Origin of the sequence: Thermoactinospora rubra (genome assembly GCF_002093975.1) — a bacterium.
In the GTDB taxonomy this organism is placed as follows: domain Bacteria; phylum Actinomycetota; class Actinomycetes; order Streptosporangiales; family Streptosporangiaceae; genus Nonomuraea; species Nonomuraea rubra_A.
On record NZ_MSZZ01000042.1, the window covers coordinates 28247 to 48865 of the forward strand.

18 protein-coding genes are annotated in these 20619 nt (G+C 73.2%); 11 read left to right on the plus strand and 7 right to left on the minus strand.

Annotated elements, in window-relative coordinates; genetic code table 11:
- The first annotated feature begins 72 nt into the window (after window positions 1–72).
- Window positions 73–1221 carry a DUF418 domain-containing protein gene (locus tag BSB02_RS28385; protein WP_084963631.1) on the plus strand — a complete coding sequence of 383 codons (1149 nt, stop codon included), beginning with the start codon at window positions 73–75 and terminating at the stop codon, window positions 1219–1221.
- On the opposite strand, the gene BSB02_RS28390 is transcribed toward BSB02_RS28385, so the two are convergent.
- Genes BSB02_RS28390 through BSB02_RS28400 form a run of 3 tightly spaced genes read right to left on the minus strand, consistent with a single transcriptional unit; the run spans window position 1184 to window position 6179 of the window.
- Entirely contained in the window at window positions 1184–3802 is a 2619-nt protein-coding gene (locus BSB02_RS28390) for a phosphoenolpyruvate carboxylase (RefSeq protein WP_084963632.1), read from the minus strand. The genes BSB02_RS28385 and BSB02_RS28390 overlap by 38 nt on opposite strands.
- A 59-nt stretch (window positions 3803–3861) precedes the next feature.
- Window positions 3862–5421: a hypothetical protein gene (locus BSB02_RS28395; protein ID WP_084963633.1), complete on the minus strand. Its 1560-nt coding sequence runs from the start codon at window positions 5419–5421 to the stop codon at window positions 3862–3864.
- Complete coding sequence (locus tag BSB02_RS28400; protein ID WP_084963634.1) at window positions 5418–6179, minus strand: ABC transporter ATP-binding protein; 762 nt, start codon at window positions 6177–6179, stop codon at window positions 5418–5420. Before BSB02_RS28400 ends, BSB02_RS28395 begins: the two co-directional genes overlap by 4 nt.
- Window positions 6180–6244: 65 nt before the next feature.
- On the opposite strand from BSB02_RS28400, the gene BSB02_RS28405 reads away from it, so the two are divergent.
- The 3 genes from BSB02_RS28405 (at window position 6245) to BSB02_RS28415 (ending at window position 9121) form a co-directional block, all read left to right on the plus strand.
- The gene (locus BSB02_RS28405) at window positions 6245–7834 is read left to right on the plus strand and encodes an acyl-CoA carboxylase subunit beta (RefSeq protein ID WP_084963635.1); all 1590 of its coding nucleotides are present in this window, start codon (window positions 6245–6247) and stop codon (window positions 7832–7834) included.
- 42 nt (window positions 7835–7876) lie between these two features.
- The gene (locus BSB02_RS28410) at window positions 7877–8077 is read left to right on the plus strand and encodes an acyl-CoA carboxylase subunit epsilon (RefSeq protein ID WP_084963636.1); all 201 of its coding nucleotides are present in this window, start codon (window positions 7877–7879) and stop codon (window positions 8075–8077) included.
- A gap of 102 nt (window positions 8078–8179) precedes the next feature.
- A complete protein-coding gene (locus tag BSB02_RS28415) occupies window positions 8180–9121 on the plus strand; it encodes an NYN domain-containing protein (protein WP_084963637.1) in 942 nt (313 codons plus the stop codon).
- Here BSB02_RS28415 and BSB02_RS28420 read toward each other — a convergent pair.
- Complete coding sequence (locus BSB02_RS28420; RefSeq protein WP_158088743.1) at window positions 9079–10617, minus strand: PucR family transcriptional regulator; 1539 nt, start codon at window positions 10615–10617, stop codon at window positions 9079–9081. The genes BSB02_RS28415 and BSB02_RS28420 overlap by 43 nt on opposite strands.
- Window positions 10618–10739: 122 nt before the next feature.
- Here BSB02_RS28420 and BSB02_RS28425 point away from each other — a divergent pair, with 122 nt between their 5' ends.
- Window positions 10740–12029, plus strand: a complete 1290-nt coding sequence (locus BSB02_RS28425; protein ID WP_084963639.1) for an MFS transporter — start codon at window positions 10740–10742, stop codon at window positions 12027–12029.
- Window positions 12030–12041: 12 nt separating this feature from the next.
- On the plus strand, window positions 12042–13682 hold the full coding sequence (locus BSB02_RS28430) for an amidohydrolase (RefSeq protein ID WP_084963640.1): 1641 nt from the start codon (window positions 12042–12044) through the stop codon (window positions 13680–13682).
- Here BSB02_RS28430 and BSB02_RS28435 read toward each other — a convergent pair.
- Window positions 13637–14605, minus strand: coding sequence for an ArsR/SmtB family transcription factor (locus tag BSB02_RS28435; RefSeq protein ID WP_084963641.1), 969 nt, complete (start codon window positions 14603–14605; stop codon window positions 13637–13639). The two genes, BSB02_RS28430 and BSB02_RS28435, sit on opposite strands and share 46 nt — an antisense overlap.
- Window positions 14606–14666: 61 nt before the next feature.
- Here BSB02_RS28435 and BSB02_RS28440 point away from each other — a divergent pair, with 61 nt between their 5' ends.
- The 3 genes from BSB02_RS28440 (at window position 14667) to BSB02_RS28450 (ending at window position 17948) form a co-directional block, all read left to right on the plus strand.
- Window positions 14667–15893 (plus strand): MFS transporter, encoded by a 1227-nt coding sequence (locus tag BSB02_RS28440; protein WP_084963642.1) that lies wholly within the window; start codon window positions 14667–14669, stop codon window positions 15891–15893.
- Between the two features lie 98 nt (window positions 15894–15991).
- On the plus strand, window positions 15992–17446 hold the full coding sequence (locus BSB02_RS28445) for a DNA-3-methyladenine glycosylase 2 (RefSeq protein WP_084963643.1): 1455 nt from the start codon (window positions 15992–15994) through the stop codon (window positions 17444–17446).
- Window position 17447: 1 nt separating this feature from the next.
- Window positions 17448–17948 carry a methylated-DNA--[protein]-cysteine S-methyltransferase gene (locus BSB02_RS28450; RefSeq protein WP_084963644.1) on the plus strand — a complete coding sequence of 167 codons (501 nt, stop codon included), beginning with the start codon at window positions 17448–17450 and terminating at the stop codon, window positions 17946–17948.
- Here BSB02_RS28450 and BSB02_RS28455 read toward each other — a convergent pair.
- The gene (locus BSB02_RS28455; protein ID WP_084963645.1) at window positions 17945–19141 is read right to left on the minus strand and encodes an MFS transporter; all 1197 of its coding nucleotides are present in this window, start codon (window positions 19139–19141) and stop codon (window positions 17945–17947) included. The two genes, BSB02_RS28450 and BSB02_RS28455, sit on opposite strands and share 4 nt — an antisense overlap.
- Window positions 19142–19229: 88 nt before the next feature.
- Here BSB02_RS28455 and BSB02_RS28460 point away from each other — a divergent pair, with 88 nt between their 5' ends.
- A complete protein-coding gene (locus tag BSB02_RS28460) occupies window positions 19230–19661 on the plus strand; it encodes a MarR family winged helix-turn-helix transcriptional regulator (protein ID WP_084963646.1) in 432 nt (143 codons plus the stop codon).
- On the opposite strand, the gene BSB02_RS28465 is transcribed toward BSB02_RS28460, so the two are convergent.
- Complete coding sequence (locus BSB02_RS28465) at window positions 19658–20074, minus strand: nuclear transport factor 2 family protein (RefSeq protein WP_240506701.1); 417 nt, start codon at window positions 20072–20074, stop codon at window positions 19658–19660. The genes BSB02_RS28460 and BSB02_RS28465 overlap by 4 nt on opposite strands.
- A gap of 51 nt (window positions 20075–20125) precedes the next feature.
- Here BSB02_RS28465 and BSB02_RS28470 point away from each other — a divergent pair, with 51 nt between their 5' ends.
- A complete protein-coding gene (locus tag BSB02_RS28470) occupies window positions 20126–20605 on the plus strand; it encodes a MarR family winged helix-turn-helix transcriptional regulator (protein ID WP_084963648.1) in 480 nt (159 codons plus the stop codon).
- Window positions 20606–20619 lie beyond the last annotated feature (14 nt).

The window sequence follows — 20619 nt, forward strand, 5'->3', positions numbered from 1 at the left end:
CCGACTTTGGTACCGGGCGGCAGGGGCCAAGGTTCGATGTGCCGAACCTTGGCCCCTGCCTACTGTCGCCCCATGACGCAGACGCTCACGCAGCGGGTCCACCAGGTCGACGCCGTCCGGGGCTTCGCGCTGGCGGGCATCCTCATCGCCAACATCGGCTTCTTCGCCGACCCCCGCCAGTCGGTGCTGGGCGCCGTGCCGGTCACCCACGACCCCGTCTCGTTCGTGGTGAATACGCTGGTCCTCAGCAAGTTCTACGTCATCTTCTCCTTCCTGTTCGGCTACTCGTTCACCCTCCAGATGCGGGCCGCCGAGCGTGACGGGGCGAGCGTCAAGGGCCGGACCCTGCGGCGCTGCCTGGGCCTGTTCGTCATCGGCCTGCTCCACGGGTTCCTGCTGTGGATCGGCGACATCCTCACCCTCTACGCGGCGCTCGGCGTCGTCCTGCTGCTGATGCGCAACGTCAGGCCGAAGACCGCGGTGATCATCGGCTCGGTGATCCTCGGCGTCATCGCCGCGGCCTTACTGCTGCTGGCCGCGCTCAGCACGCTGGACCCCGCCGCGGCCGCGCAACCGGCGGGCGACCCCGCCGAAGCGGACCGCGCCCTGCGCCTGGCCACCGGCGGCCCCCTCGGCTTCCTCCGCTTCCAGCTGGAGACCTATCCCGTGCTGGCGCTGTTCATCTGGGGCTTCCAGGGGCCGCCCGCGCTGGCGATGTTCCTGTTCGGCCTGGCCGCGGGCAAGGTCCGCCTGCTGGAGGACCGCGAACGCTGGGCCGCGCTGCTGCCCCGCGTCCAGGCCGTGGGCTTCACCGTCGGCCTGCCCTGCGCGGTGCTCTTCGCCTGGGGGACGCAGGGCCAGGGCCCGCTGGAGCTCGTGGGGCTCGGCCTCGGCACGATCACCTCGCCCCTGCTCGCCGCCGCCTACGTCGCCACCTTGCTCCGCCTGCCCGGCCTGTGGCCGGCCCTCGCGCCGGCCGGCCGCGTCGCCGCCTCCAACTACGTCGGCCAGTCGGTGCTGTGCTGCCTGGTCTTCACCGGGTACGGCCTGGCCCTGGGCGGCAGGCTGCCGCCCCTGGCCGTCATGGGCGTGGCCGCCTCGATCTACGCGGTCCTGCTGGTGCTGAGCGCCTGGTGGCTGCGCTCGCACCGCTACGGCCCCGTGGAGTGGGTCCTGCGCCGGATCACCCTGTGTTCTGAAGGCCGGCCGCCACGCCGTTGACCGACAGGAGCAGCAGCGTCGACAGGCGCTCGCGCTCGTGGTCCGACAGGTCCTCGGCGGTCCGCAGCCGCGTGAGGGCACGCAGCTGCAGGTGGGACAGGGCGTCCACGTAGGGGTCGCGGAGCTGGACCGCTCGCGACAGGACCCGGCGGTTCTCCAGCAGCCGGGTGTGGCCGGTGACCTTCAGCACCAGGCTCCTGGTCAGGTCGTACTCGCGCAGCACCTGCTCGGCGAAGTCGGGCCGGCCGCCCAGCGCGAGGTAGCGCTCGGCGATCGACCGGTCCGTCTTGGCCAGCGACATCTCGGCGTTGTCCAGCAGCGAGTTGAACAGCGGCCATTCGGCGTAGGCGGCCTGCAGCTCGGCCAGGTCCTCCACCGCCGCCAGGCCGCTGCCCAGGCCGTACCAGCCGGGCAGGTTGACCCGCGTCTGCGCCCAGGCGAACACCCACGGGATGGCGCGCAGGTCGTCCAGCGAGCGGGGCGCGCCGAGCCCGCGGCGGGGCGGGCGGGAGCCGATGCGCAGCGAGCCGATCTCCTCCAGCGGGCTGACCAGGGCGAACCATTCCGGGAAGCCGGGCGCCTCGGTCAGCGCCCGGTAGGCCTGCTCGGAGGCCGCGGCGACCTTCTCGGCCAGCCGGCCGAACCGTTCGGCGGCGGCCGCCGTGCGCTCGCTGACCACGGGCGAGGAGGCCAGCAGCACGGCGTTGGCGACCTGTTCCATGTGGCGGCGGGCGATGGCCAGGTGGCCGTACCGGGCGAAGATCACCTCGCCCTGTTCGGTGACCTTGAAGCGTCCGCCGACGCTTCCCGGGGCCTGGGCCAGCACGGCGCGGTTGGCCGGGCCGCCGCCGCGGCCCAGCGCGCCGCCCCGGCCGTGGAAGAGCCGGAGCGTGATCTTGTGCTTGGCGGCCCAGGCGGTCAGCCGCTCCTGGGCGCGGTACAGCTTGAAGGTCGCCGCCGTGGGGCCCAGCTCCTTGGCCGAGTCGGAGTAGCCGAGCATGATCTCCATGCGCCGGTCGTTGTCCGCGAGCCTGGCCTGTACCTGCGGGATCTCCAGCATGCCGGTCAGCACGGCGGTGGCGTTGTCCAGGTCGGCGCCGGACTCGAACAGCGGCACGACGTCCAGCACCGGGGGCCGGTCGACGTGGGAGGCCAGCTCGTAGACGGCGGCCACGTCGGCGGCGCCGCGGGTGAAGGAGACCACGTAGCGGGAGCAGGCGGTGACGCCGAAGCGTTCCTGGATCCAGCCGATGGTCCGGATCGTGGCCAGGACCTCCTCGGTGCGCTCCGACAGCGGGCCGCCCGCCCTGAGCTCCTCCAGCGCGGCGGCGTGGACCTGGGAGTGCTGGCGCACCTCCAGCTCGGCCAGGTGGAAGCCGAAGGTCTCCACCTGCCAGATGAGGTGCTGCAGCTCGCCGTACGCCTGCCGTACGGCTCCCGCCTGTTCCAGCGACTCCTGGGCCAGCCGCAGGTCGGCGAGCAGTTCGGCGGGCGAGCGGTAGGCCAGGTCGAGGTTGCGGGTGCGGGTGGCGGCGATGCGCGAGGCCACGAACAGCAGCCACTGCCGGTGCGGCTCCTGCGGCGAGCGGGTGGCCATCTCCGACACGGCGTCGGGGTTGGCGTCCTCGGCGGCGGCGATGGCAGCGCGCAGCCGCGCCGACGGCGGGGTGAACGTCGCGTTGGCGGTGAGCGTGCGGCCGATGCGGGTGCAGGCGGTCTCCAGCGCGGTCAGCACGTGGTCGGCCTGGATGAGCAGGGCCTCGCGGGTGACCTTGGCGGTGACGTAGGGGTTGCCGTCGCGGTCGCCGCCGATCCAGCTGCCGTAGCGGATGAACGGCCGGGCCAGCGGGGGCCGGGTGCCGGTGCCGGGCGCCAGGGCAGCGTCGAGCGACCGGTAGACCTGCGGCACGACGCGGAAGAGCGTCTCGTCGAAGGCGGCCATGGCGGTGCGGACCTCGTCCAGCGGGTCCAGCTTGGTGCTGCGCAGCTGGGCGGTGCGCCACAGCAGGTCGATCTCCTCCAGCAGGCGGCGCTCGCTCTCGGCGCGCTCGGAGGCGCCGCGCCCGGGGGTGTTGTACTCGGTCAGCTGGGCGCTGATGCGCTGGATCGCGGTGACGACGGCGCGCCTGCGCGCCTCGGTGGGGTGGGCGGTGAGGACGGGGTGCAGCTCCAGGCCCTCCACCAGCTCGGCGGCCCGCTCGGCGCCCAGCTCCTGGACGGCCTGCGCCAGCGATTCGGGCAGCACGGTGCCGCCGGCGTCGCGATCGCGGAGCGTCTTGATGCGGTAGTGCTCCTCGGCGAGGTTCGCCAGGTGGAAGTAGCAGGTGAACGCCCGCGCGATCTGCACCGCGCGGTCGATCTCCCAGGTGGCGACCATCCGGGCGATCTCGTCGGCCGAGGTCTCCCCTCTGCGCGCGGCGATGACCGCCTTGCGCAGCCGCTCGACGTCGTCGAGCAGGTCCTGGCCGCCCTGCTCGGCGATGACCTGCCCGAGCATCCTGCCGAGCAGCTTGACGTTCGCCCGAAGCTCGTCCGGCATCTCGGTGACGGCGCTGCTGCGCCCAACCGCCTGGTCAATCATGCTTCGAAGCGTAGCGACCGCTTCTCAGAACACGGATACGGGTCTCAGGTATTGGACACTCATGCGGGCTTGGTGACGGCGTCCAGGATCTCCGGCATCCGCATGCGGCCGATCTTCCCCGCGATCCGCTCGCCCACCAGGGTCGCCGCCACGCCGTACGGCAGGGCCAGCACGCTGAGCCAGCTCAGCCCGAGGATGACCGGCAGGACGACGGGCAGCGCGAGCAGGCCGGTGGCCATCATGGCGCCCATCGAGCCGAGGAAGGCCGTGCCGCCCTGGCCCGGCGCGGCGCCGGTGAAGGCGTTGAGCCGGTCGGGCACCGTGTAGGGGATGAGCACGCTGGTCACCGCGCCGGTGCCGAGGGCGATGCCGAACACGCCCCAGGCGGTGAGCATCCCGGCGAGGGAGGCGCCCAGGTCGCCGGCGAAGAACCCGGCGGCCAGGGCCAGCAGGGCGAGCAGCGGGACGGCGACCATGGACGCGGCCAGGTGGCGGCCGGCGAAGTCGCGGCGCAGGTCCTGCTCGGAGCCGTACACCACGGCGTTCATCCACAGCGAGCGGCCGTCGATGCCGTAGGCGTTGCTGAGCTGCGCGCCGATCATCGCGGCGCCCAGGCACGTGATGCCGATGACCACCGCGGGCTGGCCGCCGCCCTGGCCGCTCATGGAGAAGGCCAGCACGCCGGTGACCACGACGGACACCAGCCAGCCCACCCGGAAGCGGGGGTCGCGGCGGATGTAGCGGACCTCCTTGAACACCACCGCCGCCAGCGGCCCGTCGGGCAGCAGCCGGTCCAGGACGCCCTTGGACCTGCGCACCGAGGCGGCCCTCGTGGTGGCCTCGGGGGTGACGAGGGCCCGGTTGAGCGTCTTGATCCACAGCCAGGCCACCAGGACGACGGCGACGGCGACGACGGCCAACTCGCCCAGCGCGGTCAGGCCGCCGGCGGCCACGGCGTGCGCGGCCATGCCGGGCGGGGTCCACCGCAGGACGGCCGCCGCGTCCTTCAGCAACGCCGCCGGATCGCCGATGCCGCGGTTCACGACGAGGTTGGGCAGCTGGAACACCAGCACGAGCCCGATCGCCGCCACGGCCAGCGCGTCGCGCCCCCGCCGCGAGCGCAGGGCGCCCGACAGCGCGGTCGTGACGAGCCGGGACAGCACCAGGCACAGCGCGAACGCCAGCAGCACGGCCGGGATCCCGACGAGCACGCCGCTCCAGCCGCGGGGCAGCCCCACCAGCGATCCGGCCAGCGCCAAAAGCGTGGCCAGGGGCCACACGCCGGTGGCCGAGGAGGCGAACAGCCCCACGGCCAGCTCGCGCGTGCGCAGCGGGAACAGCGCCAGCCGCGCCGGGTCCAGCGTGTCGTCCAGCCCGAAGGACATCAGCGGGATGATCGCCCAGCCGACGGCGAAGGCGCTGTAGGCGACGATGCCCAGGTCCGTGGCGATGTCGGGACGGGCCAGCCGCAGCAGCGACATGAGCAGGAAGCCCAGCCCGCCCAGGAAGAGCGCGGCCAGCACGGAGAAGATGAAACCGATCTTGCGTTCGGTGGCGCCGCGCAGGTTGCCGCTGATCAGCCTGAGCTTCAGCTGCGCGAACAGCGCGAAGGTGCTCATGGCTTGGCTCCCAGCCAGCTCAGGCCCTCCTCGCCGTTGCCGCGGGCGCCGACGAGGTCCAGGAAGGCCTGGTTGAGGCTGCGCCCGGCGCGCACCTCGGCGATGGGGCCCTGGGCGACGATGTGGCCGCCGTTCATCACCGACACCCAGTCGCACAGCCGCTCGACCAGGTCCATGACGTGGCTGGAGAAGATCACGGTGGAGCCGGAGGCGGTGAAGCGCCGCAGCACCTCGGTCAGCGTGTTGGCGCTGACGGGGTCCACGCCCTCGAACGGCTCGTCGAGGAAGAGCACGGAGGGGTTGTGCAGCAGCGCCGCGGCCAGGCCGATCTTCTTGCGCATGCCGGTGGAGTAGTCGACGACGAGCTTGTCCGCCGCGTCGGTCAGGTCCATGACCTGCAGCAGCTCCTCGGCGCGGCGCTCGACCTCGGCCCTGGGAATGCCGCGCAGCCGCCCGTTGTAGATCAGCAGCTCGCGGCCCGACAGCCGCTCGAACAGCCGCAGGCCCTCGGGCAGGACGCCGATGCGGGCCTTGACCTGGACGGGGTCGCGCCAGACGTCGAAGCCGTCGACCTGGGCGGCGCCGCCGTCCGGCCGGAGCAGACCGGTGATCATGCTGAGCGTCGTGGTCTTGCCGGCGCCGTTGGGCCCGACCAGGCCGGCGAAGCTGCCCGCGGGCACCGCCAGGTCCACGCCTGCGACGGCCACCTGAGGTCCGAAACGTTTGAAGAGCCCGTGGGTGCGGACGGCGTCGGTCATGGTGGACAGCCTACGATCTCCTCCCTTTTATGGAACGGCCGGTGACGGCCGTTACCCTCTTCGCTATGAGCGCTGAGCCCATGCCAAAGGTTCCCGAGATCGACATCCACACCACCGCGGGGAAGATCGCCGATTTCGAGCGCCGCCTGGAGGAGGCGGTGCACGCGGGCTCCGCGGCAGCCGTCGAGAAGCAGCACGCCAAGGGCAAGATGACCGCCAGGGAGCGGGTCATGGCGCTGCTGGACGAGGGCTCGTTCGTGGAGTTCGACGAGCTGGCCCGGCACCGCTCGACCATGTTCGGGATGGAGAGGCGCCGGCCGTACAGCGACGGCGTCATCACCGGCTACGGCACCGTCGACGGCCGCCAGGTGTGCGTGTTCTCCCAGGACGTGACGGTCTTCGGCGGCTCGCTCGGCGAGGTCTACGGCGAGAAGATCGTCAAGGTCCAGGAGATGGCGCTCAAGACCGGCTGCCCGATCATCGGCATCAACGAGGGCGGCGGCGCGCGCATCCAGGAGGGCGTGGTCGCGCTCGGCCTGTACGCGGAGATCTTCAAGCGCAACGTGCACGCCTCCGGCGTGATCCCGCAGATCTCGCTCATCATGGGGGCCGCCGCGGGCGGGCACGTCTACTCACCCGCGCTGACCGACTTCATCGTGATGGTCGACCAGACCTCCCAGATGTTCATCACCGGCCCCGACGTGATCAAGACGGTGACCGGCGAGGAGGTCACCTTCGAGGAGCTCGGCGGCGCGCACACGCACAACACTAGGTCGGGCGTGGCCCACTACCAGGCCGCCGACGAGCACGACGCCCTGGAGTACGTCAAGGCGCTGCTGTCCTACCTGCCCTCCAACAACCTCGACGAGCCGCCCTCCTACGAGCCCGCGGCCGACATGGACCCCGATCCCGAGCTCGACACGCTCATCCCCGACTCGGCCAACCAGCCCTACGACATGCACCGGGTGATCGAGCACGTGCTGGACGACGGGGAGTTCCTGGAGGTCCACGCGCTGTTCGCGCCCAACATCATCGTGGGGTTCGGCCGGGTCGACGGGCAGTCGGTGGGCGTGGTGGCCAACCAGCCCATGCATTTCGCCGGATGTCTGGATATCAACGCATCCGAGAAGGCCGCCCGCTTTATCCGAACATGTGATGCATTCAATATCCCCATTCTTACTTTTGTCGATGTTCCGGGATTCCTCCCGGGGACCGATCAGGAATGGAACGGCATCATCCGGCGCGGCGCCAAGCTCCTGTACGCCTACGCCGAGGCGACCGTCCCGCTGGTCACGGTCATCACACGCAAGGCGTACGGCGGCGCCTACGACGTGATGGGCTCCAAGCACCTGGGCGCCGACATCAACCTGGCCTGGCCCACCGCCCAGATCGCGGTCATGGGCGCGCAGGGCGCGGTCAACATCCTCTACCGGCGCGAGCTGGCCGCCGCCGCCGACCCCGACGCCGAGCGGGCCAGGCTGGTCACCGAGTACGAGGACACGCTGGCCAACCCCTACATCGCCGCCGAGCGCGGCTACATCGACGCGGTGATCCGCCCGTCCGACACCCGGCCCCAGGTCGTCAGGGCGCTGCGCGCGCTGCGTAACAAGCGGGCGTCGCTGCCGCCCAAGAAGCACGGCAACATTCCGCTGTGAAGGGCGGCCGATGGCTGCGATGATGGAGCCCGGAGGCAGCGGATGGCGGAGTTGAGGATCATCAAGGGCGACGCGACGGCCGAGGAGGTCGCCGCGCTGGCGGTCGTTCTCTCGCTGCGCCGACAGGAGCCGGAGCCGCCGGCCGCCCCCTCGCGCGGGTCATGGCGGAGTCCGGCCAGAGCCATGCGTAAGCCGCTCTTCCCCGGGAAGTCGGCTTGGCGGGACAGTGCGCTGCCTAGATAGTGCCAAGAAACGGGTGTCAACTTCCCCGGGAGTTGGGACTATCTAGAAAAGTAGGCGTATATAGTCGGCCGATCAACTTAAGTGCGCGGCCCGGAGGACGACATGGCCATCCCAGACCTCACGCCGCATCCTGTCGCAGCGAAGTACGCCGTGCTCGTGGATGTCGGTTATCTGTACGCCGCGGCGGGCGAAGTGCTGCTGGGCGCCAAGGAGCGCAAGGAATACCGGGTGAAGGCGGATGAGCTCATCCAGGCTCTCCAAAAACATGCAGAGCAACGTATTTCCGGCGAACTACTGCGGATCTATTGGTATGACGCCGCCCGTGACCGTGTGCCCACCGTCGACCAGCGTGTCATCGCCCAGCTGCCCTGGGTCAAGGTACGGCTTGGCAACCTCAACGCCCGCGGCCAGCAGAAGGGCGTGGACGCCCAGATCAGGAGCGATCTGGAGGCGCTGGCCAGGCATCACGCGGTGACCGACACGATCCTGCTGGCGGGCGATGAGGACATGGTGCCCGCCGTGGAGGCCGCCCAGGCGTACGGCGTGCGGATCCACCTGTGGGGCGTCGAGCCGCCGTACGGCACCAACCAGGCCGAACGGCTGGTGTGGGAGGCCGACACCGTCGAGGTGATCTCCGCCGACTTCCTGCGTCCCTATTTCGACCGCGCGCCGCAGCCCCCCGTCCCCGTCGCCCCGCCGGCCACCACCCCCTCGCCCGCGCAGGTGTTCGCCGGCCGTACGGCCAAGCCGTCGCTCAAGCCCGGCCAGGTCGCCAAGCTGGGCCCCTCGCGCCCGCGCGTGGAGGAGGTGGGCGAGCACGTCGCGCAGAAGTGGATCCTCACCCGCGGCCGCGACAACATCCGCGACCTGCTGCCCGGTCCCATCCTGCCGACGGTCATCGACACCGAGCTGCTGATCGAGGCGGAGAAGGAGCTCGGCCACTCGCTGCGGCCCTACCCCGAGGCCAGGGTCTGGCTGCGCGACGGCTTCTGGGCGCGCGTCTACCGCGAGTTCGACCTGGGCGTGGGCATCTCCTCCAAGTGACCGGCCAGGCGCCCGGGCGGCACGAGGTCGGCCAGCGAGACGGCCAGCCACAGCTGCAGGCGGTGGTCGGGATCGGTGAGCGGGCGCCCTGACACGCGCTCGGCGGCGGCCAGCCGGCGCCGCAGCGTGTTGCGGTGCACGCCGAGCCGCCGGGCGGCGCTCTCCAGGTTCTCGCCCGCCTCCAGGTAGGCGCGGACGGAGGCGACCAGCCGGCCGCCGTGCCGGGCCTCGTGCTCGCGCAGCGGCCGCAGCACCGCGTCGGAGAAGCGCCTGGCGGCGCCGGGATCGACCGCGTCCCTGAGCAGCGCCCAGGGCTCCAGGTCGTCGACGTGGGTGTAGCCGTCGCCGCGGGCGGCCAGGGCGCTCGCGTGCCGTACCGCCGAGGGCAGCTCGTCCAGGTCCAGCGCGCGGCAGCCGCCGCCGGGCAGGCCCAGCCGCGCGCACAGCTCGCCGCCGCGCCGCCCTCCCCGCTCGGGCAGCACGAACAGCGTCCCCTCCGGCCGCGGGCAGACGAACGCCAGCTCCTCGGCGTCCGGGTCGGCCACGACGTCCTCCAGCGCCTCGACCGCGGCCTGCGCCGTCACCTCCGCCGCCACGACCACCACCTCGTACGGCGGAGCCGCCACCGCGCACAGCTCGCCCAGCTGGCGCGTGGACAGCCCGCCCTCCAGCACGGCGGCCAGCAGCGCGGCCCGCTGGGCGTGCGCCTTGGCCCGGCCGGCCCGCAGGCCGAGCAGCTCGATGGCCAGCAGGCAGGCGGCGTGGTTGGTGAGCATCCTGACGTGCCACTCCAGCGGCGAGGCGGTGCGCACGGCCAGCCAGCCGGTGGGCGGCCCGGCGAAGCCGAGGCTGTGGACCTGGACGGCGTGGACGCCGTCGTCCAGGACGCCGGAGCTGGGCCGGGCCGCGCTGCCGGCCGCCGCCTCGGCCGCCCTGGCGTGCCAGGGCCGCTCCCCCGCCGGGACCGCCGCCCGCGGCGCGTGGTGCTGGTCCAGCAGCAGGACCTCCCCGCCCGCGTGGTCGGCCAGGGCGCGCAGGATGCCCGCCGTGCCCGACAGCAGCGCGGCCCTGGCCATGGCCTCCTGGGCGGCCACCACGCGCCGCTCGCCGCGCACCCGCTCGTCGGCGTGCCAGCGGGCCACGGCCTCGGTGACGGCGATGAACGGGGTGAGGATCCGCAGGACCGGCAGGCCGCATTCCTCGGCCGCCTCCAGCACCTCCCCCGGCACCTCGGCGATGGCCTCCCCGAGCGCGAAGGCGAGCGCGGCGCAGCCGGAGGCGGCCAGCCGCTCGACGTAGGCTTTGCGCCCCTCGGCGTCGGCGGGCAGGCCCAGCCCGATCGTCATGACCAGCTCGCCGCCGCGCAGCCACGGCACCGGGTCGGTCAGCTCCGACACGTGCGCCCACCGCACCACGCGGGTCAGCCCGGCGCGCCCCGCGAGCAGGCGCATCCGCATGCCCGGCAGCGTCATGACCTGGCCGACCGTCAGCGCCACTGTCGTCTCCGAGCGGTGTGCATACCGCACTGTATTGCACCGCAGGTGGTGCGATCCGTCCCGGGCCCGGCGGCGCTGACCTGCGCTTATCGTCGTCGCACCCCCTGACATCCGGAGGACCCATGAACCGCGCCACCCGAGCGGCCGGCGCCGCCTTCGTCGGGACCACGATCGAGTGGTACGACTTCTACGTCTATGCCACGGCGGCCGCGCTCGTCTTCGACGACCTGTTCTTCCCCAACGCCTCCAGCCCCACCGTGGCGCTCCTGGCGTCCTTCGCCACCTACGCGGTCGGCTTCTTCGCCCGGCCGCTCGGCGGCGTCGTCTTCGGCCACTTCGGCGACCGCGTCGGCCGCAAGTCCGCCCTCGTCGTCACCCTCCTGATGATGGGCGTGGCCACCTTCGCGGTCGGCGTGCTGCCCACCTACGCCTCGATCGGCGCGCTCGCCCCGGTCCTGCTCGTGCTGCTCCGGTTCGTCCAGGGCCTGGCGGTCGGCGGCGAGTGGGGCGGGGCCGCGCTCATGGCCGTGGAGCACGCGCCCGCCGACCGCAGGACCTTCTACGGCGGCTTCGCCCAGCTCGGCAACCCGGCGGGCGCGCTGCTGGCCACCGGCGCGTTCAGCCTGATGAGCGCGCTGGGCGAGGACGCCCTGCACTCGTGGGGCTGGCGCGTGCCGTTCATCGTCTCGGCCGTGCTGGTCCTGGTCGGGCTGTTCATCCGGCTGCGGGTGGAGGAGTCGCCGGTCTTCGAGCAGACCGAGAAGACCGGCGTGCCGATCAAGGAGGTGTTCCGGGTGTCGTGGCGCTCGGTCCTGCTCGGCGTCGGCACCCTGCCCGTGGCCATCGGCGGCTACTACATCCTGACGACCTTCCTGCTGTCGTACGCCACGGGCGCCTCGGTCGGCGAGTCGGAGCAGATGATCCTCAACGGGCTGAGCTTCGCCGCGTTCGTCGAGCTGGTCGCCACGCTCGGCATCGCGTGGCTGGGCGACCGGCTCGGCAGCCGCAAGGTCGCCGTGTGGTTCCTCGTCGCCACCGCCGCGCTGGCCGTCCCGCAGTTCGCCGTGCTGGGCTCGCACAACGCCTTCCTGATCTTCCTGATGCTCGGCCTGATGCGCCTGGCCACCTCCGGCACCTACGGGCCGATGGCGGCGATCCTGGCCGAGATGTTCCCGCCGCAGGTCCGCTACACCGGCATCTCGCTCGCCTACCAGGGCGCGGGGGCGATCTTCGGCGGGCTGTCCCCGCTGGCCGCCACCGCCCTCGTCGGCGCGTTCGGCGGGGCCGCCTGGCCGGCCGTGGCGCTGCTGGTCGCGATGTGCGTGCTCAGCGTGGTCTGCCTGGCTGCGGCTCCCCGGTACCGCGACCCCGTCCCCGCCCCGGTCCACAGCCCGGTCGAGAACCCGATCTAGAAGGAGTGCCCCTTGTCCACCACCGTCATCACCGGCGGCAAGGTCCTGACCATGGATCCCGCGAACCCGGCCGCCGAGGCGCTGGCCGTGCGCGACGGCCGGATCCTGGCCGTCGGCCGCGAGCCGGACGTGCTCACCGCGGCCGGAGCGGGCGCCGAGGTCGTCGACGCGGGCGGGCGCAGCGTGCTTCCGGGGTTCGTCGACCCCCACAACCACCTGCTGTCCACCGCCGAGACGCTGGTGGCGGTGGACGTGCGCTACCCGGCCGTCGGCAGCGCCGCCGACCTGGTCGCCGCCGTCGCGGCGGAGGCGGCCAGGACCCCGGCCGGGCAGTGGATCCGCGCCTACGGCATGGACGACGCGAAGTTCCCCGGCGGCCGGCCCACCCGGCGGCAGCTCGACGAGGCCACCACCGACCATCCGGTGATCGTCTACCACGTCTCCGGGCACCAGGCGGTGGTCAACTCCGCGGCGCTGGCCTGGCGCGGCATCGGCGAGGACGTGGCCGACCCGCCGGGCGGCTCGTTCGTGCGCGACGAGGGCGGGCGCCTGACCGGCATGGTGCTGGACTCGGCGATGGAGCTGCTGCTGCCGGTGGCCGTGGACATCGGCTGCCACGGCCCCAACTTCCACGTCGACCTGCCCCGGGAGCAGCTGCGGTCCTGGCTGGAGGCGGCCGGGGAGACCTACCTGCGCGCCGGGGTGACCACCGTGTGCGACCCGCAGGTCTCGCGCCGGGAGCTGCTGGTCTACCGCTCGGCGTGGAACGCCGGGACGCTGCCGGTGCGCACGGTCGTCATGCCGCTGTCGCACATGCTGGACGAGCTGGCCGCCATCGGCCTGGCCGGGCCGTTCGGCGACGAGTGGCTGCGCTTCGGCGCGATGAAGTTCTACTGCGACGGCACCCTGCTGGGCGGCACCGCCATGTTCGAGGAGCCCTACGGCGAGGGCTTCACCGGCTCGCTCTACCACCGCCCCGAGGAGCTGGTGGAGCTGGTACGGCGGGCCGCCGCGGCAGGCTGGCAGGTCGGCATCCACACCCAGGGCGACCGGGCGATGGGCTACTCGCTGGAGGCGATCAGGGCCGCGGTCGCCGTCTCCGGCGACGACGCGCGCCCCCGCATCGAGCACTGCGGCCATCCCACGCCTGGCCAGGTCCAGGAGTTCGCCTCGCTCGGCGTCATCCCGGTCAACCAGCCGAACTTCCTGTTCGACAGCGGCGCCGACTTCGTGCGGCGGCTCGGCCCGAAGCGGGCGCACCGGCTGCAGCCGATCCGGGAGGAGCTGGATGCCGGGCTGCGTCCGGTGCTGTCCAGCGACTCGTTCGTCTCCTCGCTGCGGCCCATGGAGACCGTGGCCAACGCGGTGCGCCGCCGTACCAGGGAAGGCGACCCGATCGGGGCCGATCAGGCGATCACGCTGGAGGAGGCGCTGCGGGCGCACACGATCGACGCGGCACACGCCCTGCGGATGGAGGACCGGATCGGGTCGCTGACGCCCGGGAAGCTGGGCGACGTCGTGGTGCTCGACGCCGACGTCGCGAGCCTGCCCGCCGAGGCGCTGCCCGGCGTGGACGCCTGGCTCACCATGCTCGGCGGCCGGATCGTCTACCGCTCGGCGAGCAGCGCCTCGGCGACGGCCGTACGGGCGTAGAGGACGTAGCGGCCGGTGCGGTGGGCGGTGCACAGGCCGGCCCTGCGCAGCGCGGTCAGATGCTGGTTGGCGCCGGGCTCGGTCAGGCCGGTCCGGCGGGCCAGGTCGCGGGTGGAGGCGGGCTGGTCGAGCTCGGCCAGCAGCCGGGCGCGGGTCCTGCCCAGTACGGCGGCCAGCGCCCGCGGCGGCTCCACCTCCCGGCGCTCCCACAGCGTGGCCAGCCCGCGGGGCGGATAGCGGACCGTGGGCTGGTACGGCGGCGCGGTCACCGAGAAGATGCGCGGCCAGGTGAACACCGACGGCACCAGCAGCAGCCCGAGGCCGCGCAGCGGACGCTCCCCGTGGCAGTAGGCGCTGGGCAGGCGCAGCAGGTCGCCGTCCCAGCTGACGCCCGGGTCGAGCTCGGCGAGCATGTGGCGCAGGCCGTGCTCGGCGAGCGTTCGCGCCCGGTACAGCACGTCGCCCTCCAGCAGGGCGCCGATCCTGGACCAGTAGGGGGCGATGGCCGCCGCCCAGTAGGCGCGGATCTCCCCGGCCAGGCGTTCCAGGCCGCGCTCTGGGTCGTCGTGGAGGGCCCGCAGCCGCCCGGTGTGCCGCAGCCCGGTCTCCTCCAGGTCCTGCCGTACCAGGTGGGCGTGGGCGCGCAGCGTCGCCAGCTCCACCTCCAGGTCGGGCACCGAGGCGCTGGGCGGCGGGCAGACGAAGCCCACGATGGCGCGCGTCGGCACGGGGACCAGGTCCGACAGCAGCCGCCAGTCCACGTCGGCCAGGCGCCTGGCCACCTGCTCGGCCCACGGGCGCAGCAGCGCGTGGCCGGCCGGGTTCTTGACCACGCGGACGCTGGCGATCACCTCCCACAGCGGCGAGACGGCGAAGCGCGTGGTGGCGACGTCGTCGGTAGTGAACCTCAGCTCCAGCGGCATCGGATTAACGCCTCGCTTAATCTGTTCCGGTTCTCGCGGCCATTTCAGCATGGTTGGCGGCATGACGGCGACCCTCGAGACCCCGCTGCTGCGCGACGCGGACTTCCGCAACTTCTACGCCGCCTCGGCGGTGAGCCAGTTCGGCTCCCAGATCACCTACGTGGCGCTCCCCCTGCTGGCGGTGACCACCCTGCACGCCGGGCCGGCCGAGGTGGGCCTGCTCAGCTCGCTGACCACCATCACCGTGCTCGTCGTGGGCCTGCCGGCGGGCGCCTGGCTGGACCGGGTGCGGCGGCGCCCGGTGATGGTCGGCGCCGACCTGGCCCGCGCCCTCCTGCTCGCCTCGCTGCCGCTGGCCTGGTGGCAGGGCTGGCTGTCGATGTGGCAGCTGTACGGCGTGGCCATGGCCACCGGCATCGGGACGCTGTTCTTCGACGTGGCCTCGCACAGCGCGCTGCCGCACATCGTGGGGCGCGAGCGGCTCACGGCGGCCAACTCCATGCTCGTCGGCACCACCGCGGCCATGGACGTCTCCGGCAGGAGCTTCGCCGGCGTGCTGGTCGGCCTCGTCGGCGCGCCGCCGGCCGTCCTCGCCGACGTCGCCTCCTACCTGGCCTCCGCCGTGCTCCTCAGGCGCCTGCGCCGGCCCGAGCCGGACCCCGCTCCGTCGGCGTCCGGCGAGCGGCTCGGCGCCCAGATCGCGGAGGGCGTCCGGTTCATGGCCCGCCATCCCGTGCTGCGGCCCATCGCCGAGCAGGGGGCGCTGCACAACCTTGGCTACGTGCTCATGGCCGTGCTGCTGCCCGTGCTGGTGGTGCGGCAACTGGGGTACCCCGAGTGGGTGCTGGGCGTCTTCCTCGCGGTCGGGGGCGTGGGCATGCTCGCCGGCTCGGCCACCGCGCACCTGGTCGGCACGTGGCTGGGCCGGGGGCGGGCGGTGTGGGTGGTCAGCCTGACGACCATGCCGGCGGCGCCGGCCGTGCCACTGCTGGACCGGGGCGCGGGGATGTGGGTCGCGGCGCTGGGGTGGTTCGTGCTGACCTACCGGGCGGGGCTGAACAACGTGCTGCTCATCAGCTTCCGGCAGCGGGTCACGCCCGACGCGATGCTGGGGCGGATGAACGCCACGATGCGGCTGCTGTTCATGGGCGCCGTGGGCGTCGGGGGCCTGCTCGGCGGCCTGATCGGGGAGCTGTGGGGCGTGCGGGCGGCGCTGTGGGCGGGGGCGGCCGTGTGCGCGCTCAGCTGGCTGCCGATCTGGCGCTCGCCGATCCGCAGCGACGTCTGAAACCCGCCACTCGATGCCCTCTACCAGGTCGTTCGCCTGTCGGCGGTGAGGTCCGATTTCCGCCAGTGGAGCCGGGAACGGCCGCATAGAGTCGACGCATGACCGCTCAGGAGCTTGACTTCGAGGCCTGTTACCGGGCCGTCGCCGCCCGCGACGTCCGGTTCGACGGGCGGTTCTACACGGCGGTGAAGACGACGGGCATCTACTGCCGGCCGATCTGCCCGGCCCGCACCCCGGCCCCGCGCAACGTGCGCTTCTACCGGCACGCGGCTGCGGCCGAGGCGGCGGGCTTCCGCCCGTGCAAGCGGTGCCGCCCGGAGCTGTCCCCCGGAGACCCGGGGTGGGACGTGCGGGGCGACCTCGTGGGGCGGGCGCTGCGGCTCATCGACGACGGCGCGGCCGACGACGTCGGCGTCGCGGGACTGGCCCGCAGGCTGCACATCACCGAGCGGCATCTGCACCGGCTGTTCGTGGCCGAGCTGGGGGCCGGGCCGCTGGCGGTGGCCCGCACCAAGCGGCTGCTGCTGGCCAAGCAACTGCTGACGGAGACGGACCTGCCGGTCACCGACGTGGCCTTCGCGGCCGGCTTCGGCAGCGTCCGGCAGTTCAACGCGACCATGCGGGACACCTACGGCTTCACGCCCAGCGAGCTGCGCGCCACCGCCCGCGCCGTCTCCCCGGCCGCGGAGATCGGGGAGGCGGAGCCCGGCGTGCCGGGCGGCGCGAGCCTGCGGCTGCGGCTGCACCGGCGCGAGCCGTACGACGCGGAGGCCATCTTCGGCTTCCTGGCCGCCCGGGCGGTTCCCGGCCTGGAGGCGGCGAGCGTCCACGGCTACTCCCGGGCCGTGCCGGGCGGCGCCGTCACCCTCACCCCCCGGGACGGCCACGTCGTGCTCGACGTGTCCGTCGCCGACACCCGGCACCTGGCCAGGGTCGTCGCCCGCTGCCGCAGGCTGCTCGACCTGGACGCCGATCCCGTGGCCATCGCCGAGACGCTGGCCCAGACCTCCCTCGCGCCCCTGGTCGCCGCCCGTCCCGGGATGCGCGTGCCCGGCGCGTTCGACGGCTTCGAGCTGGCCGTACGCGCGATCGTGGGCCAGCAGGTCTCGGTCGCGGGAGCCAGGACCCTGCTCGGGCGCATCGTGCGGCGCGCGGGACGCCCGGCCGACACGCCGGGCGCCGCGGACGCCGGGCTGACGCACCTGTTCCCCACGGCGGCCGGCCTCGCCGAAGCCGACCTCGACGGCCTGGGGCTGACCGGCCGCCGGATCACGACGCTCAAGGTCCTCGCCGAGCGCGTCGCGAGCGGCGAGATCGACCTCGACGGCGGCCAGGACCCCGCCGAGGCGCGGGAGCGCCTGCTCGAGGTGCCGGGCATCGGCCCGTGGACGGCCGGCTACATCGCGCTGCGCTCGCTGCGCGACCCCGACGCCTGGCCCGACGGCGACCTCGTGCTGCGCAGGCGCATGGCCGCCCTGGACCTGACCGACGACGACATCGAACGGTGGCGGCCCTGGCGGGCCTACGCCGCCCTCTACCTCTGGAGCAGCTGACATGATCAAGGCAAGCGTCGAGACGACCCCCATCGGCCCCCTGTCCGTGCTGGAGCGCGACGGCGTGCTGGTGGCGGCGGGCTTCACCGCCGACCCGAAGGAGATGTTCATGCGGCTGTCGCCCGCGCTCCAGGCCGAGGGCCTGGAGGTGGTCGACGACCTGGGCGCGGCGTCCGCCGCCGTCCGCGCCTACTTCGCCGGCGACCTGGACGCCCTGGACGCCGTGCCGGTCGACCAGCCGGGCTCGGCCACGCGCAGGCGGCTCCACAAGGCGCTGCGCGAGGTGCGGGCGGGGACCACGGTGTCGTACGCGGAGCTGGCCGAGCGTGCCGGGCTGCCCAGGACGGCGGCCCGCGCGGCCGGCGGCGCCTGCGCGCAGAACCTGGTCGCCCCGTTCGTGCCCTGCCACCGCGTGCTGCCGTCCACCGGCGGGTTCGGCGGCTACTACTACGGCACCACGGTCAAGGAGTGGCTGCTGGCCCACGAGGGCGCCAGGCGCTAGCCGACGCCCGCCCGCGCGCCAGGCTCGGGCGCGCGGGCCGGCGACGGCGCCGAGCGGCGGGCCTGCCTCCCGGCCAGGCCCGCCGTCGCCAGTCCCACGAGCCCGAGCACGGCCGCCGTCCACGCCGGAGCGGTGTAGCCGAACCCGGCGTCGATGGTCAGGCCCGCCGCGAACGAGCCGAGCGCGTTGCCGACGTTGAACGCCCCGATGTTGGCCGCGGAGGCCAGGGTCGGCGCGCCGCCGGCCGCATCGAGCACGCGGGTCTGGAGCGGCGGCACGGTGGCGAAGGCGGCCACCCCGAACAGCGTGATCGCCACGACGAAGGCGACCTGGTGCGCCGTTGCCAGCGCCACGATCGCCGACAGGACGGCGAGCGTCCCGACCGAGCCGTAGACGGCCGGCATCACGGCCCGGTCGGCGAGGCGTCCGCCGACGAAGTTGCCGACGACGAGCCCGACGCCGAACAGCGCCATGACCACCGGCACCGCGCCCGGTGAGAAGCCGCCGGGGCCGGTCATCGTGGGCGCGACGAACGTGATCACCGCGAAGACCGGCGCGAAGCCGAACACCGTCATCGCCAGGGCCAGCCACACGCCGCCCTCGCGGAAGGTCGCCAGCTCCCGCAGCACGCCCGACCCGGCCGGACGCGGCTGCCGCGGCACGAGCGCGATCACGCCGAGCGCGGCCACCACGCCGATCGCGACCACGGCCCAGAACGTCGCGCGCCAGCCGTACCCCTGGCCGATCCACGTCCCCAGCGGCACGCCGAGCACGTTGGCCAGCGTCAGGCCGGTGAACATCAACGCGATGGCGCTGGCCCGCCTGCGCGGCTCGACCAGGTCGGCGGCGACCACCGAGCCCACGCCGAAGTACGCGCCGTGGGCGAAGGCGGCCAGGAAGCGCCCGGTCATGAGCACGCCGTACGACGGGGCGAGGGCGGACAGCAGGTTGCCGGCGACGAACAGGCCCATCAGGGCCAGCAGCATGGTCTTGCGCGACAGCCGCGCGCCCAGCATGGTCAGCGGCGGCCCGCCCACGGCCACGCCCAGGGCGTAGCCGGACACCAGCAGCCCGGCCGCCGGGATGGAGACGCCGAAGTCGCGGGCGATCTCCGGCAGCAGGCCGTTGATGATGAACTCCGTGGTGCCGATGCCGAAGGCGCTGATCGCGAGCGCGAACAGGGCGAGAGGCATAGAATTGCTCCCAAGAGACGTTAGTGAGCGTGAGAAATAATTGCAGACGCTCACTATATGAGCACACAAGTAGCTGGGAGGGCAAACCATGCCCATCGCCGACGACGCCGTCGAGGCGCGCGCCCAGGGCTGGCGCACCCTCGCGGCGCTGCACGCCAAGATCGAGGAACGGCTGGAGAGGGAGCTGCAGAAGGCGCACGACCTGAGCGTGAGCGAGTACACCGTGCTCGACGTGCTCGCCCGGCAGGACGGCTGGCACATGCGCATGCAGCAGCTGGCCCGCGCCGTCGTGCTGAGCCAGAGCGCCACCACGCGCCTGGTCACTCGGCTGGAGTCGCGCGGGCTGCTGCGGCGCTACCTGTGCGAGGACGACCGGCGCGGCATCTACTCCGAGGTCACCGATAAGGGGCGGGAACTGCTCGACGCCGCCCGGCCCACGCATGACGCGGTGCTGCGCGAGGTGCTCGACGAGGCCGCCCGCACCCCGGAGCTCGCGGCGCTCGCCGCGGCGATCGCCTAGAGGCGGCGGGGCTCGTAGCAGTCGTAGTTGCGCTGGGCGACGATCTTGCCGTCGCGGAAGTCGAGGAACGCCGCGATGTGGGCGCGCAGGACGTGGCCCGCCGGCAGCTCGCCCAGCGGGACGGCCAGGGTGCCGCGCCACTTGACCTCCAGCGCGACCTGGTCGCCGGCCGCGACCGCGTTGACGACCTCGAACACCTGGTCGCTGAGCACCCCGCGGCCCGCCTCGCCCGCCTTCAGCATGCCGGCCAGGTCGCGCACGTTGCCCTCGGGGAAGAGCGCGTTGGGCAGTTCGTGGTGCACGACGTCCTCGTGGAGGAACCGGGCGAGCTCCTCGCCGGCGGCGAAGCGGGAGACGGCCTCGTGGTAGCGGACGGCGATCTCGACGTTGGGGTGGGTCTGAAGGTTCGGCATATCGACAACCATAGTTGTACAACCATGGTTGTTCAATGCACGATGGGCTCCATGCAGCCCGTCGACGCTCGCGACCTGGACACCGGCACGCTGGCCCTGTTCCTCGGCACGGCCGCCGCCGCCGTCGTGCAGGACGACCTGGAGGCCGCCGGCTTCACCGGCCTGCGGCTCTCACACGGCTACCTCGTTCAGCACCTGGTCGAGAGCGAGCCGACGGTGGGCGAGCTCGCCGTCAAGCTGGAGGTGACGCAGCAGGGCGCGTCCAAGGCGGTGGCCGAGCTCGAACGCCTCGGCTACGCCGAGCGGTTCGCCGATCCCCGCGACGCCCGCGTCCGCCGGGTGCGCCTGACCTCGCGCGGCAGGGACGCGGTGGAGGCGGCCCGGCGCGCCCGGCGGTCCCTGGAGGAGCGCTTCCGGCGTCGCATCGGCGAGGACCAGCTGGGGGAGGCGCGTGCCGTCCTCGCGGACCTGCTCGACGAGCTGGGCGGCACCGGCGCCGTCCGCCGCCGCGAAGTCCGCCCGCCCCGCTGAGCCGCCCCGTGCCG